A 13970-nucleotide genomic window follows, 5' to 3' on the forward strand; every position below is an offset into this window, starting at 1 on the left:
CTGCACTCATCTTATGTACAGGAGGGAATTTGGGGTTGGACAAGAGCCCACAGAAGCCTGGGGCCCTTGTGTAGCATTAGAAGTGAAGGTGCGTGGCAGCCATGACACATACAACCACACCGACGATGATGCAGTACCAGCCAAATGGCCGCAGTGCGCGTACCTCTGAGGTGCGGAAGTAACGCATTAAAAAGGCTGTCGCCAAAATTGCGACGATGCCAGACACGACTCCACCAATCAGCCCATCGTGGATCATCTGCGCACTTCCATGGTGCAGCAGCTTCGGTACCTCGAGCACGGCCGCGCCTAAAATTACCGGTGTGGCTAGGAGAAAGCTAAATCGTGCAGAATCCTCATACGACATACCGCTGGCGAGTCCGGCGGTCATCGTGATACCCGACCTCGAAAAACCTGGAATCAGCGCGAACGTCTGTACAACACCAATAATGAAGCTACGGCCGTACGACAGCTCGCTCAAATCTCGCGTAGCCTTCCGGCGACGGCGCATCCGGTCCGCCGCAAACAAGATCAACCCGTTCACAATCAGAAAGATAGACGCCGACAGAGCGGACGGAAACAACGCCTGCAGCTTGTGCTCGAACACCTTGCCGAGAATCGCAGCGGGGATGGTCGCAACGATAATCAAGAATAATTGTCTGCGCTCGCGCCGGCGTGATCGGATAAAGAGGCTGGCGATGAGCCGCACCCAATCCTTTAAGAAGTAGAGAAGTAGGGCGACACCTGTTCCGAGGTGCAGCATGACGACGAACGGTAGAAAGACATCCGATTCAGAGAACTGCTTCCAATTGAACAAGTACGGCAAAATCACCGCGTGACCGACACTGCTGATAGGGAATAACTCTGTGATCCCTTGCATAATCGCGTACACAATAACTTGCAAAATATGCATTAATGGCCTTCCTTTCAATTACTGGATCCGACAGAAACCACTTGTCCAAGGTAGAAACCCTTCCTCATTGTACCGGATGCACGAAGGTTGGCAATCGACAATTGTTGATTTTTGCAGTAGTTTGCTAAACTGATGGGGAAATTTCACGGTCGTTAAGGGAGGATTATGGATGACAAAGGCTCAGGCGTTTTTACAGCAATTTATGATCCATCGAGGAGTTTTACCAGATCTGTTTGGGGCACTGAAAGATGAAGACTTGACGTTTTGCCCGTGGGACGGCGCGATGTCCACCGCCGATCTCGCCGGGCACATCCTGTCGTCTGGCCAAGCATTCGGCAATCTCGCAGCGACTGGCAAATATGAGCCCTCCGCCGAGAAACCAAAACTGAACACCATCGACGACCTACAAAAGGCATGTCGCGAGTACACCGCCGAACTCAAAGACACCATCAACGCCATTAGCGACGAGCAGTTCGACACGACGGTCACCATGTTCGGCCGCGAAGTTTCTGCCGGCACGGTACTAGAGACGATGCGGGCGCACGAGATCCATCACAAAGGGCAACTGTTCGTGTACGCACGGCTCTGTGGCGCCCAAAAGGTGCCGATGTTCATCAAGCTCGGCTAACCATTCTCACACGCTTATCGAATCAAGAGCCGCTGTCCTCCTAGACGAGGCATCCAGCGGCTCTTGGTCGGATGCTAACGGGTTGTGGTGGCGCGCTTTGTACCGCACGTGACACGCCTTCCGTAACGCTTCGACTGAGGCCCCCTGCGAAACCGACGGTCGCAGGCGTCAGTCAATGTTGGCCGCGCGACATTTTGACCTCCTCCATCACGTCTTGAACTAACGTGACGCCTTGCGAGAGCGCTGCACCACCGCCAAAGGCACTGCATACGCCCAACGTTTCGAGAATCTCCTGTTCGCTTGCGCCAAGTCTCATGGCGTTATGGCAGTGAAACATGATGCAGTACTCATCCTGAGACTGTACCGCGATACCCAATGCGATCAAATGCTTATTCTTCTCCGACACCGCGCCGCCCTCAAAACACGCATCCGTAAAGGCGATAAACTTTTCGCCCACATTTGGCAGTTGCTTGCTGAACCACGCGAGCCCGTCCTTAAACTCCTCAATGGACGCATGGACATAGTTCATCTGCTGTTCCATTCGATGAGTCCCTCCCCTTCGTCTTCATCCACGCTGCTTAGGCTAACCGCGATGGCATTGTTTATCCACCGCCCGACAACACAAAAAGACCCCGAGGTAGGCATTTCTGCTTCCCTCAGGGTCCTTCTCACTCGCCTGGCAACGACCTACTTTCCCAGCCCCTCTCGGGACAAGTATCCTCGGCGCTGGAGGTCTTCACGTCCGTGTTCGGTATGGGTACGGGTGTTTCCCCTCCGCTATGGTCACCAGACCGCTTGGCGTTCAGGTATTCGTTCGCACGGCTTCGGCCTATCGGCCTGCAGATGTGCTACTCACACCTTCACTCAAGCTTCCAGTTACGTCGCTCCGTAACTTTGTCTTTATCCTCGCTCCTGAATCATGGAACAACCTCTTCTTCTGTTCATCGGGTGAAGCCCTCGACCGATTCGTATCTGTCCGCTCCACGTATCACTACGCTTCCACGCCAGACCGATCTACCTTGTCTTCTTCAAGGGGTCTTACTTCCCTAACGGAATGGGATACGTTATCTTGAGGCAGGCTTCGCGCTTAGATGCTTTCAGCGCTTATCCTTTCCCGACTTGGCTACCCAGCTATGCTTCTGGCGAAACAACTGGTACACCAGCGGTCGGTTCATCCCGGTCCTCTCGTACTAAGGACGACCCCTCTCACGTATCCTGCGCCCGCGGCAGATAGGGACCGAACTGTCTCACGACGTTCTGAACCCAGCTCGCGTACCGCTTTAATGGGCGAACAGCCCAACCCTTGGGACCGACTTCAGCCCCAGGATGCGATGAGCCGACATCGAGGTGCCAAACCTCCCCGTCGATGTGAACTCTTGGGGGAGATCAGCCTGTTATCCCCGGGGTAGCTTTTATCCGTTGAGCGATGGCCCTTCCACTCGGTGCCACCGGGTCACTAAGCCCGACTTTCGTCCCTGCTCGACCTGTCCGTCTCGCAGTCAAGCTCCCTTGTGCCTTTACACGCTTCGCGCGATTTCCATCCGCGCTGAGGGAACCTTTGGGCGCCTCCGTTACTCTTTAGGAGGCGACCGCCCCAGTCAAACTGTCCACCTGACACTGTCCCATGACCAGTTTCATGGCCATTGGTTAGAACACAAGTACCTCAAGGGTGGTATCCCAACGCCGACTCCACTCAGGCTGGCGCCCAAGCTTCTCTGTCTCCCACCTATCCTGTACATGACGTACCCGTATCCCATATCAAGCTACAGTCAAGCTCCACGGGGTCTTTCCGTCTAACCGCGGGTAACCTGCATCTTCACAGGTATTACAATTTCACCGGGTCTCTCGTTGAGACAGCGCCCAAGTCGTTACGCCTTTCGTGCGGGTCAGAACTTACCTGACAAGGAATTTCGCTACCTTAGGACCGTTATAGTTACGGCCGCCGTTTACTGGGGCTTCAATTCAGAGCTTCGCCTTGCGGCTTACCCCTCCTCTTAACCTTCCAGCACCGGGCAGGCGTCAGCCCCTATACTTCGCCTTTCGGCTTCGCAGAGACCTGTGTTTTTGCTAAACAGTCGCTTGGGCCTTTTCACTGCGGCTTCTCTCGAAGCGCCCCTTCTCCCGAAGTTACGGGGCCATTTTGCCGAGTTCCTTAACGAGAGTTCTCCCGCGCGCCTTCGTGTTCTCCACGCGCCCACCTGTGTCGGTTTCCGGTACGGGCACCTCACCACTCGCTAGAGGCTTTTCTTGGCAGTGTGACTTATGGGACTTCGGTACTGTACTTCCCTCCCCATCACAGCTCACGATTCATAGGGTGCGGATTTGCCTACACCCCTCGCTCGCTGCTTGGACGGCCTCTTCCATCCGGCCGCTTCCCTCAGCCTCCTGCGTCACCCCTTCGCTCAATCGCGATGTTGGTGGTACAGGAATTTCAACCTGTTGTCCTTCGACTACGCCTTTCGGCCTCGCCTTAGGTCCCGACTTACCCTGGGCGGACGAGCCTTCCCCAGGAAACCTTGGGCTTTCGGCGGACAAGATTCTCACTTGTCTTTTCGCTACTCATACCGGCATTCTCACTTCCATCCGCTCCACCAAACCTCTCAGTTCAGCTTCCCCGCAAATGGAACGCTCCCCTACCATGTTTCCATCCATAGCTTCGGTGTCTGGTTTAGCCCCGTTACATTTTCCGCGCAGCGCCACTCGACCAGTGAGCTATTACGCACTCTTTAAATGGTGGCTGCTTCTAAGCCAACATCCTGGTTGTCTGTGCAACGCCACATCGTTCCCCACTGAACCAGTACTTTGGGACCTTAGCTGTTGGTCTGGGCTGTTTCCCTCTTGACCACGGGTCTTATCACTCGTAGTCTGACTGCCAGGTTCTTCGACAAAGTGGCATTCGCAGTTTGACTAGGCTTGGTAACCCTCGCGGGCCCCGCACCCAATCAGTGCTCTACCTCCACTTCTCATTCCCTGACGCTAGCCCTCAAGCTATTTCGGGGAGAACCAGCTATCTCCGGGTTCGATTGGAATTTCTCCCCTACCCCCAGTTCATCCCCTGGCTTTTCAACGCCAGTGGGTTCGGGCCTCCATGCGGTGTTACCCGCACTTCACCCTGACCAGGGGTAGATCACCCGGTTTCGGGTCGATGACGACAAACTATACCGCCCTATTCAGACTCGCTTTCGCTTCGGCACAGGCTCCTTCGCCTTCACCTTGCTTGCCATCATCACTCGCCGGTTCATTCTACAAAAGGCACGCCGTCACATGTCATGCATGCTCCGACTGCTTGTAAGCACACGGTTTCAGGTTCTATTTCACTCCGCTCCCGCGGTTCTTTTCACCTTTCCCTCACGGTACTATCCGCTATCGGTCGCCAAGGAGTATTTAGCCTTAGGAGGTGGTCCTCCCAGATTCCCACGGGATTCCTCGTGTCCCGCAGTACTTGGGGTCTGTTGCACATTCCACAATCCGTTTCGGTTACCGGGCTCTCACCGTCTATGGCCGGCCTTCCCATGCCGTTCTCCTACGCATTGCTTCCTGTTGGCTCCCTGCAGGTTGCCACCAACAGCCCCTCGACCCCGCATACGCATCGACTGCAGTCTGTACCACGTATACGGTTTAGGCTTCTCCGCTTTCGCTCGCCACTACTTACGGAATCGCGTTCGCTTTCTTTTCCTCGAGGTACTTAGATGTTTCAGTTCCCTCGGTTGCCTCCGTACACCTATGTATTCAGTGCACGGTACTAGCGCTTCACACTAGCAGGTTTCCCCATTCGGACATCCACGGCTCAATGCTCGCTTACAGCTCCCCGTGGCATTTCGGTGTTCGCCCCGTCCTTCTTCGGCTCTTGGCGCCTAGGCATCCTCCGTGCGCTCTTTCTAACTTCACCGTTTTGACTTCCCGGTTTCGTTAACCTGTTACGCATTTACGGTTACCGGTTTTACTTATTCGAGGTTGTTCCATATTCAGTTGCCAAGGTACCTCGCGCCTTCCAATCTGCTTCGGATTCCTTCGTTGGTCGTCCTCTGACTCGCTCACGTACAAAAGTACGCTCGACTCATCATCGTCCTCCCGCCTTGTACTCCTCGCATCTTGAAACGCACTTTGAGTTTGCTTCCACCTCATACGAGGCTTGGCTCCCTCAAAACTAAACACCCACGTCCTAAAAGCCTTGTTTCTCCGTAGAAAGGAGGTGATCCAGCCGCACCTTCCGATACGGCTACCTTGTTACGACTTCACCCCAATCATCAACCCCACCTTCGGCGGCTGGCTCCCTAAGGTTACCTCACCGACTTCGGGTGTTGCCGACTCTCGTGGTGTGACGGGCGGTGTGTACAAGGCCCGGGAACGGATTCACCGCGGCATGCTGATCCGCGATTACTAGCAATTCCGGCTTCATGCAGGCGAGTTGCAGCCTGCAATCCGAACTACGAACGGCTTTTTAGGTTTCGCTCCACCTCGCGGCTTCGCTTCCCGTTGTACCGCCCATTGTAGCACGTGTGTAGCCCAGGACATAAAGGGCATGATGATTTGACGTCATCCCCGCCTTCCTCCGACTTACGCCGGCAGTCACCTGTGAGTCCCCACCACTACGTGCTGGTAACACAGGTCAAGGGTTGCGCTCGTTGCGGGACTTAACCCAACATCTCACGACACGAGCTGACGACAACCATGCACCACCTGTCTCCTCTGCCCCGAAGGGAAGGACTATCTCTAGCCCGGTCAGAGGGATGTCAAGCCCTGGTAAGGTTCTTCGCGTTGCTTCGAATTAAACCACATGCTCCACTGCTTGTGCGGGCCCCCGTCAATTCCTTTGAGTTTCAGTCTTGCGACCGTACTCCCCAGGCGGAGTGCTTATTGGGTTTCCTTCGGCACTGGGGTGTGTCCCCCCAACACCTAGCACTCATCGTTTACGGCGTGGACTACCAGGGTATCTAATCCTGTTTGCTCCCCACGCTTTCGTGCCTCAGCGTCAGTCACTGTCCAGCAAGGCGCCTTCGCCACTGGTATTCCTCCACATATCTACGCATTTCACCGCTACACGTGGAATTCCCCTTGCCTCTCCAGCACTCAAGTTATGCAGTTTCCAAAGCAATCCCAAGGTTGAGCCTTGGACTTTCACTTCAGACTTACACAACCGCCTACGCACGCTTTACGCCCAGTGATTCCGGACAACGCTTGCCCCCTACGTATTACCGCGGCTGCTGGCACGTAGTTAGCCGGGGCTTCCTCACTCGGTACCGTCTCACAAGGAGCTTTCCACTCTCCTTGTCGCTCTCCCCGAGCAACAGAGCTTTACAACCCGAAGGCCTTCTTCGCTCACGCGGCGTTGCTCCGTCAGGCTTGCGCCCATTGCGGAAGATTCCCTACTGCTGCCTCCCGTAGGAGTCTGGGCCGTGTCTCAGTCCCAGTGTGGCCGGTCACCCTCTCAGGTCGGCTACGCATCGTCGCCTTGGTGGGCCGTTACCTCACCAACTAGCTAATGCGCCGCGGGCTCCTCTATCAGCGATGCAGTTGCACCTTTCAACACAGGAAGATGCCTTCCCGTGTGTCATCCGGCATTAGCACCCGTTTCCGAGTGTTATTCCAGTCTGACAGGCAGATTGCCCACGTGTTACTCACCCGTCCGCCGCTAACCCCGAAGGGTTCGCTCGACTTGCATGTATTAGGCACGCCGCCAGCGTTCGTCCTGAGCCAGGATCAAACTCTCAAAAAATGTTACTGGCGTTACTTCTAATGTCTCGACGACAACTGTCGTCTCGACCGAAACTTTTAGGCGTGTGTGTTTAGTTTTCAAGGAACCAAACCAATCAGTGCCGCCGAAGCGGCGTCAATAAATATATCACGGGCGAGTCGACATGTCAAACCCTTTCTCGACAATTTTTTTGGAAAGTCGACAACCAGGGTTGGTATAGGCAATCGCGATATGCCAAAACAAATAAAAAATGCACCGGCGCAATGGCGCTCTGGTGCATTGAAATCATTGAAATATCCGCTACGCCGCCTTGGTGGGACGGCTGAGCTTGGGCGATTGGACGACCTCACTCACAAGGATTCCGAGTAAGATCAGCCCTACGCCGGACCAGCGAAGCCACGTGATGGACTCTTGGTTAATAAGCCATGCCCCAACGACGGCTGTCGGGAGTTCGATCGTCCCCAGCACCCCCGCCATTCGACCGCCGATGCGCGGAATCGCGATCAAAATCAGCAACGTCGGCAGAATTTGACTGAGCAGGGCCACCCATCCACCCCAATAGTAAATCCCAGGGTGCGCCATGGCGCGGAACATCGGGCCAGGTGGGAAAGCGATGAAGATGAGCAGCATCGCAACGGAGACCACCAAGGCCGACCGAAGCTGGGGGGAGACGGCGGGATCGTTGTACTCAGATAAGTACAAGTTTATCGCGTAGGACAGTGCGGACAACAAGCCTAGGCCGACGGCCCACAGCGGCATGTGTTGCCACTCTCCACGCTTCATCCCCACGGCCAGCCCGGTGCCAAGGAAGATGATGGCGAGGCCTACCCACTTCGTGGCACTCGGCCATTTGCGCTTGACGATGATGTCCATGACGACCGTCATCCAAGCGAATTGAAACAACAAGATGATGCCAAACGAGGCCGGCAACACGGTCAAGGCTTGATAGTAACAGTAACTCACCGCAGCATTGGCGAGACCGATACCAAGGATGAGCCACCACTGTTTCCCGCGAATTCGCGCCCCCCGCGGCGTGAACAGGGCGATGACCCACAAGACCGCAAAGGCGAGCACGTATTGGATGTCTGTCATCGCAGATGCACTGTAGCCGTGGGCGTAGCTCAGGCGAAGAATGGGCGAGACGAAACCGTAGCAGGCGCTAGCCATCAGCATCATCAGCATGTATAAGGCCATATCATTTCCTCCTCGCAAAAAAACCGGGTCAGGGCCCGGTTTTCCCACAAGAAGTATGATACCCAAAACAAATTATCGCTGCCAATTACGTGCGATGTCGCGGCGATACTGCATTCCGTTAAAGTGAGCACTGTGAAGTTCGGTGTAGGCGAGATCGATGGCGGACGGGATGTCGTCAGCCAAGGCACTCACCGTAAGCACTCTGCCCCCGGCGGTCACCAATTGATTCCCGTGGCGCTCTGTCCCTGCGTGAAAGACGCACACGTGCGGGTGGTGAGTGGCCGACAGTTCGATGGGCGTACCCACATCCGACTTCGCCGGGTACTCGCCTCCCGCCAACACCACACACACAGCCGCTTTGTCCCGCCAGCGGACGTCGATGCCATCCAGCGAATCGTGCGCTGCCGCCCACATGATTTCGAGGAGATCGGACTCGAGTAGCGGAAGGACCACCTGTGTCTCCGGATCTCCAAAACGGGCGTTAAACTCGATGACCTTGGGCCCGTCGGCGGTGACCATCAGCCCCGCATAGAGGACGCCGCGGTAGGTGATGCCTTCGGTCTTCAGCAAGTTGACGGTCGGCTCCACAATCGCTTCTGTGGCGAACGCGGTCCAATCGGCCGCGAGGAACGACGGAACCGGCGCGAAGGCGCCCATGCCGCCGGTGTTCGGCCCCGTATCTCCATCCCCCACCCGTTTGAAATCGCGAGCTGGCACCATCGGGATGACGGTCGATCCGTCGACGAAATACATCAGGGAAACTTCTTCCCCTCGCAAAAATTCCTCGATGACGACCTTGTGCCCAGACGAGCCGAAGCGATTTCCTTCCAGCATGTCCGCAATGGCCGCATTCGCCTCTTCCAACGTCTCGGCGACGACGACGCCCTTTCCCGCCGCGAGGCCGTCCGCCTTCACCACAACTGGCGCCCCTAGGCGCTCGGCGAAGGATTGCGCTTCTTCCACGTCGGTAAAGACCTCGTATTGTGCCGTCGGAACGCCGGCGCGGCGCATGACGTCCTTCGCAAACGCCTTCGAAGCCTCGATTTGCGCTGCAGCCGCGCTCGGTCCAAACGCCGGAATGCCTGCGGCGAGGAATGCATCGACGACGCCTTCCGCCAAGGGCTGCTCAGGGCCGACGACAACCAAGTCAATGTGCTCGGAGATAGCCCACTTGATAAGGGCGTCGTGTTGGTTCACGGGGATGTCGACCTTCGCCGCCAATTCCCACATTCCCGGATTGCCCGGCACCGCGTAGAGCTGCGGTCGCAGGGGGCTCTCGGAAAGTTTCCACGTGATTGCGTGTTCCCGCGCGCCCTGGCCGATGACGGCGACGCGCGGATGGTCCTTCAGTGTCCTCATGCTTTCCCTCCGTCTCAGTGCAGGAAATGTCGTGCGCCAGTGAAGACCATCGCGATACCAAATTCGTCGGCCGCTTGGATGCTTTCGTCGTCCCGAAGCGATCCGCCCGGTTGCACGATGGCCGTCACCCCTGCCTGTGCAGCCACCTCGACCGTATCGCGCATCGGGAAGAACGCGTCGGAGCCGAGCACGCTGCCTTTTGCCTTTGTTTTCGCCTGCTCTACGGCGATCTTCGCCGCACCGACGCGATTCATTTGGCCTGCACCAATCCCCAGCGTCTGAACGGCGTTGGTCAAGACGATGGCATTGGACTTCACGAACTGTACCGAGCGCCACGCGAATCGCAACGCCGCTTGTTCGTCCGCAGTCGGTTGACGTTTGGTGACGACGTTCCACGAGACGGGTTCAGCGGCCTGGTCGACTTCTTGGACGAGAAAGCCACCGGACACGCGCTTCCAGGTGGTGGCCCCTTTCGCCCAGAGCGGCTGCCCCATATCCAGCGTCAGCAACCGGAGGTTCTTCTTCTTTTGCAACACCGCTCGCGCGTCTTCCGAGAAGGCAGGTGCGATGATAATTTCGAGGAACAGTTTCGAGAGCCGTTCTGCAAGCGGGCCATCGACCGGGCGGTTGAGCGCCACGATGCCGCCGAAGATCGACACCGGATCCGCGTCATGCGCACGCGAATACGCTTCGTCGATGGAGGAGCCAATGCCGATCCCACATGGATTCATGTGCTTCACAGCGACGACCACCGGGGACTGAAAATCGTCGAACCCGCGGAGGATGTTCAATGCCGCATCGGCGTCTTGGATGTTGTTGTAGGAGAGTTCTTTCCCTTGCAGTTGCTTCGCCCGGGCGATGGTCGCCAGTGTCGCGTTCGGCTCCATATAGAAGTGCGCCGCCTGGTGTGGGTTCTCCCCGTAGCGCAGAGATTGCTTCGAGACGCCCTCGATGATGAGGGTCCCCGGCCAGTCGCGCTCGACGTCACCAGCTTGTGCGACAGCGTCGGCAGCGAAGGTCGATTTGGTCAGGTAATCGGCGACAATCGCGTCATACCGCGCGGTCTCCTGGAAGACTTTCGCCGCCAACTCGCGGCGCAGGGCCATCTGCGGCCCGTTCTCCCGATACGCTTTGATGATGCGTGGGTAATCGGCCGGCTCGACCACGGGGAGGCAGAACTCGTGGTTCTTGGCCGCCGCGCGCAACATCGACGGTCCGCCGATGTCGATCATCTCAATCGCCTGCTCATCCGTCACACCCGGCCGAGCGATGGTTTGTTCGAACGGATACAGGTTGACGACGACCAAGTCGATCATTTCGATGCCGAGCTTCGACAACTGCGCCAAGTGCTCAGCATTGTCCCGACGCGCCAGTAGGCCGCCGTGGATATGCGGGTGCAGCGTCTTCACGCGCCCGTCCAAAATCTCCTCAAAACCTGTGTAAGACTCGACTGTCGTCACGCTCAGTCCGTGTTGTGCGAGATGCTTCGCCGTGTTTCCAGTCGATAAAATGCCAAACCCTAACTCTTGTAGCGACTGACAAAACGGTACAATGCCATCCTTCTCGAATACGCTCACGAGTGCCCACTTTTGCACGTGTCCGTCTCACTCCTCTGGCGCCTGTTGGCGGTCTGTATGCATGTGAATTGACGATGCAGCAGTTCCTCACTTGAAGCGAACGTCCGGCGTCCCCGCCGCTATTCCGCCGATCTTGTAGACAGTTTCGCCTTGGTCCTGCAGGACCTCTATAACCTGTGGGGCAGCTTCTTTCGAAGTCACGACCACGTACCCAATGCCCATGTTCCACACGCGCGTCGCTTCCTCAAAGGCCATGCCGCTTTGTTCCAAGAGCCACGCGAACACGGGCGTTTGCGGCCAGGTTTGTCGGTCGATGACCGCCGTTGTCCCTTCAGGAAGTACGCGCGGAATATTTTCGTTGAGCCCTCCACCCGTAATATGCGCCATGGCGTGCACCGGCAGTCCAGATGCGAGCAGTCGTAGAATCGGCTGGACGTAAATTCGCGTCGGCGCGAGCAACCTTTCCGCTACCGTCAGCTCGTCGCCAGGCAGCCGGTCACTCCAGCCAAGCCCTGCGTCTTCGACCAATTTCCGAACCAGGCTGTAGCCGTTGCTGTGTACGCCGCTCGATGTGAGGCCGAGGATGACGTCCCCCGGCGTCACACGCTCCCCTGACACCATTTGGCTGCGATTCACGACACCGACCGTAAATCCTGCGATGTCGTACTCGCCTTCGGCATACATGCCGGGCATCTCGGCGGTCTCCCCGCCGACCAGAGCCGTGCCCGCCAACTCGCAACCGCGCGCGATGCCGGCCACGACCGCCTCTGCCACGTCGACGTCGAGCTTGCCCGTGGCCAGGTAGTCGAGGAAGTAGAGCGGTTCGGCACCGACGGTGAGGATGTCGTTGACGCACATGGCGACGCAGTCAATGCCGACCGTATCGTGCTTGCCCGCCGCAAAGGCGACCTTGAGCTTCGTCCCCACGCCATCCGTCCCGGACACCAGGACGGGTTCCGGGTAACGCGTGAGATCGAGTGCGAATCCACTCGCGAAGCCCCCTATCTGTCCGAGCACCCCCTGGCGTTTCGTCTTCGCGGCGAGGGATTTATATCGCAAGGCCGCCGCATTTCCCGCGGCGATGTCGACACCGGCCTCTTTATACAGATCCATTCGTGGGACCTCCTACGTGGACAAGTTCGTGGTGCGGTTCGCGCAGGGTTTGATCAATGAGCGTGGTCGGGTAGTTCCGCGTGAAGCACGCATTGCAAAACGGCACCGTATCCCCCTGCTCAAAGCCGAACCCGGCCATCAGGTCGTCGACGGTGAGGAAGGAGAGACTGTCCGCCCCAATCACGTCACAGATCTCTTCCACGCTGTGGTTCGAGGCGATGAGTTGGGCTTCCGTCGCGGTATCAATACCGTAGTGACAGGGACTGACGTACGGTGGACTGGAAATGCGCACGTGCACCTCCAGGGCACCGGCGGATCGGAGAAGGCGAACAATGCGCCGCGACGTAGTACCGCGGACGATAGAGTCGTCAATCAACACCACGCGTTTGCCTTCGACGATGGACCGAACGGCGTTGAGCTTCAACCTGACGCCGGTGTCCCGCAATTCTTGCGAGGGCTGAATAAACGTGCGCGCGATGTACCTGTTCTTGATAAGTCCCGTTTCCAGTGGCAGACCGCTCGCTTCGGCGTACCCCGCAGCCGCCGAGACGCTCGAGTCCGGCACGCCAATCACGATATCTCCGTCGGCGGGATAGCGATCGGCGAGGATTTTTCCGAGGCGTTTGCGAACTGCGTGCACATTCCAGCCGTCGACATCGCTGTCCGGTCGAGCGAAGTACACGTGTTCAAACGTACACATCTTGCGTGCTCGACGAGTGGCGAATCGACTCGATTCCAGCCCGTGAGCGTCGATGCGGATGAGCTCGCCCGGTTCGACGTCCCGAATGAACTCGGCGCCAATCGTGTCCAAGGCGCACGATTCCGAGGCCACGACGTACGCTTGCCCGAGCTGTCCGAGAACCATCGGCCGCAACCCCAGCGGGTCGCGCACGGCGACCAGTTCGTCGTTGCCGAGAATGACCACCGAGAACCCGCCCTGGATTTGTTGGGCAGCTGTGGCGACGGCCTCGGCGAGATCGTCCTCGCCAGCCTTCGCAATTAGGTGCGCGATGACCTCGGTGTCGGTCGTGGTTTGAAACAGGCTGCCTTCCTGTTCCAAGCGGATGCGCAACCATTTTGCATTGACGAGGTTCCCGTTGTGACCAATCGCGATATTGCGCGCGTGCGTGCTCAAGGTGATCGGCTGTGCGTTCTGAAGCGTATTAGCACCCGCGGTGGAATAGCGGACGTGGCCGATGGCCGCATGTCCGACGAGCCCTTCCAACTCCCCGTGTTTGAATACGTCCGTGAGCAAACCCAAACCCTTGTGGCTGTACATCTTGATGCCGTCGGTCGTCGCGATGCCTGCGGCCTCCTGCCCGCGGTGCTGTAGCGCTACCAGCCCGTAATACGTCAACGGCGCGGCCTGAGGGTGGCCGTAAATGCCAAAAACGCCGCACTCTTCCTGTGGTCTATCTGGTCGATCCTCTGTCTCTATTCGCATGCTGTCCACGCAAAGGTCCTCCCCTTTGTCTCGCGTTCGTGCAGCCGTCT

Annotated in this window: 8 protein-coding genes and 3 rRNA genes; 1 reads left to right on the forward strand and 10 read right to left on the reverse strand. The window is 57.5% G+C overall.

Annotation, left to right across the window (positions count from 1 at the left end; genetic code table 11):
* Nucleotides 1-76 precede the first annotated feature (76 nt).
* Nucleotides 77-910 (reverse strand): undecaprenyl-diphosphate phosphatase, encoded by an 834-nt coding sequence (locus NZD89_RS26010; RefSeq protein WP_268005540.1) that lies wholly within the window; start codon nucleotides 908-910, stop codon nucleotides 77-79.
* A 169-nt stretch (nucleotides 911-1079) separates the two neighbouring features.
* On the opposite strand from NZD89_RS26010, the gene NZD89_RS26015 reads away from it, so the two are divergent.
* The gene (locus NZD89_RS26015; protein WP_268005541.1) at nucleotides 1080-1538 is read left to right on the forward strand and encodes a DinB family protein; all 459 of its coding nucleotides are present in this window, start codon (nucleotides 1080-1082) and stop codon (nucleotides 1536-1538) included.
* Between the two features lie 172 nt (nucleotides 1539-1710).
* Here NZD89_RS26015 and NZD89_RS26020 read toward each other — a convergent pair whose 3' ends face one another.
* The 9 genes from NZD89_RS26020 to purF form a co-directional block, all read right to left on the reverse strand.
* The gene (locus NZD89_RS26020) at nucleotides 1711-2079 is read right to left on the reverse strand and encodes a carboxymuconolactone decarboxylase family protein (protein WP_268005542.1); all 369 of its coding nucleotides are present in this window, start codon (nucleotides 2077-2079) and stop codon (nucleotides 1711-1713) included.
* 133 nt (nucleotides 2080-2212) lie between these two features.
* Nucleotides 2213-2329 (reverse strand): 5S ribosomal RNA (gene rrf / locus NZD89_RS26025).
* Nucleotides 2330-2483: 154 nt separating this feature from the next.
* A 23S ribosomal RNA gene (locus NZD89_RS26030) occupies nucleotides 2484-5427 on the reverse strand.
* Nucleotides 5428-5723: 296 nt separating this feature from the next.
* A 16S ribosomal RNA gene (locus NZD89_RS26035) occupies nucleotides 5724-7254 on the reverse strand.
* Together the 16S, 23S and 5S rRNA genes form the textbook arrangement of a ribosomal RNA operon.
* A gap of 279 nt (nucleotides 7255-7533) precedes the next feature.
* Nucleotides 7534-8427, reverse strand: a complete 894-nt coding sequence (locus NZD89_RS26040) for an EamA family transporter (protein WP_268005543.1) — start codon at nucleotides 8425-8427, stop codon at nucleotides 7534-7536.
* 72 nt (nucleotides 8428-8499) lie between these two features.
* Nucleotides 8500-9786, reverse strand: a complete 1287-nt coding sequence (gene purD / locus NZD89_RS26045) for a phosphoribosylamine--glycine ligase (protein ID WP_268005544.1) — start codon at nucleotides 9784-9786, stop codon at nucleotides 8500-8502.
* Nucleotides 9787-9800: 14 nt separating this feature from the next.
* Nucleotides 9801-11381: a bifunctional phosphoribosylaminoimidazolecarboxamide formyltransferase/IMP cyclohydrolase gene (purH, locus tag NZD89_RS26050; RefSeq protein WP_268005545.1), complete on the reverse strand. Its 1581-nt coding sequence runs from the start codon at nucleotides 11379-11381 to the stop codon at nucleotides 9801-9803.
* 69 nt (nucleotides 11382-11450) lie between these two features.
* The gene (purM, locus tag NZD89_RS26055) at nucleotides 11451-12476 is read right to left on the reverse strand and encodes a phosphoribosylformylglycinamidine cyclo-ligase (protein ID WP_268005546.1); all 1026 of its coding nucleotides are present in this window, start codon (nucleotides 12474-12476) and stop codon (nucleotides 11451-11453) included.
* Complete coding sequence (gene purF, locus NZD89_RS26060) at nucleotides 12463-13920, reverse strand: amidophosphoribosyltransferase (protein WP_268008619.1); 1458 nt, start codon at nucleotides 13918-13920, stop codon at nucleotides 12463-12465. Before purF ends, purM begins: the two co-directional genes overlap by 14 nt.
* Nucleotides 13921-13970: the final 50 nt, after the last annotated feature.

This window comes from Alicyclobacillus fastidiosus, assembly GCF_026651875.1.
In the GTDB taxonomy this organism is placed as follows: Bacteria; Bacillota; Bacilli; order Alicyclobacillales; family Alicyclobacillaceae; genus Alicyclobacillus; species Alicyclobacillus fastidiosus.

What these genes read in the sequence shown, in the direction of transcription:
- NZD89_RS26010 (WP_268005540.1), bottom strand. Translation starts at nt 910, where the DNA reads ATGCATATTTTGCAAGTTATTGTGTACGCGATTATGCAAGGGATCACA.
- NZD89_RS26015 (WP_268005541.1), top strand. Translation starts at nt 1,080, where the DNA reads ATGACAAAGGCTCAGGCGTTTTTACAGCAATTTATGATCCATCGAGGA.
- NZD89_RS26020 (WP_268005542.1), bottom strand. Translation starts at nt 2,079, where the DNA reads ATGGAACAGCAGATGAACTATGTCCATGCGTCCATTGAGGAGTTTAAG.
- NZD89_RS26040 (WP_268005543.1), bottom strand. Translation starts at nt 8,427, where the DNA reads ATGGCCTTATACATGCTGATGATGCTGATGGCTAGCGCCTGCTACGGT.
- purD (WP_268005544.1), bottom strand. Translation starts at nt 9,786, where the DNA reads ATGAGGACACTGAAGGACCATCCGCGCGTCGCCGTCATCGGCCAGGGC.
- purM (WP_268005546.1), bottom strand. Translation starts at nt 12,476, where the DNA reads ATGGATCTGTATAAAGAGGCCGGTGTCGACATCGCCGCGGGAAATGCG.
- purF (WP_268008619.1), bottom strand. Translation starts at nt 13,920, where the DNA reads ATGCGAATAGAGACAGAGGATCGACCAGATAGACCACAGGAAGAGTGC.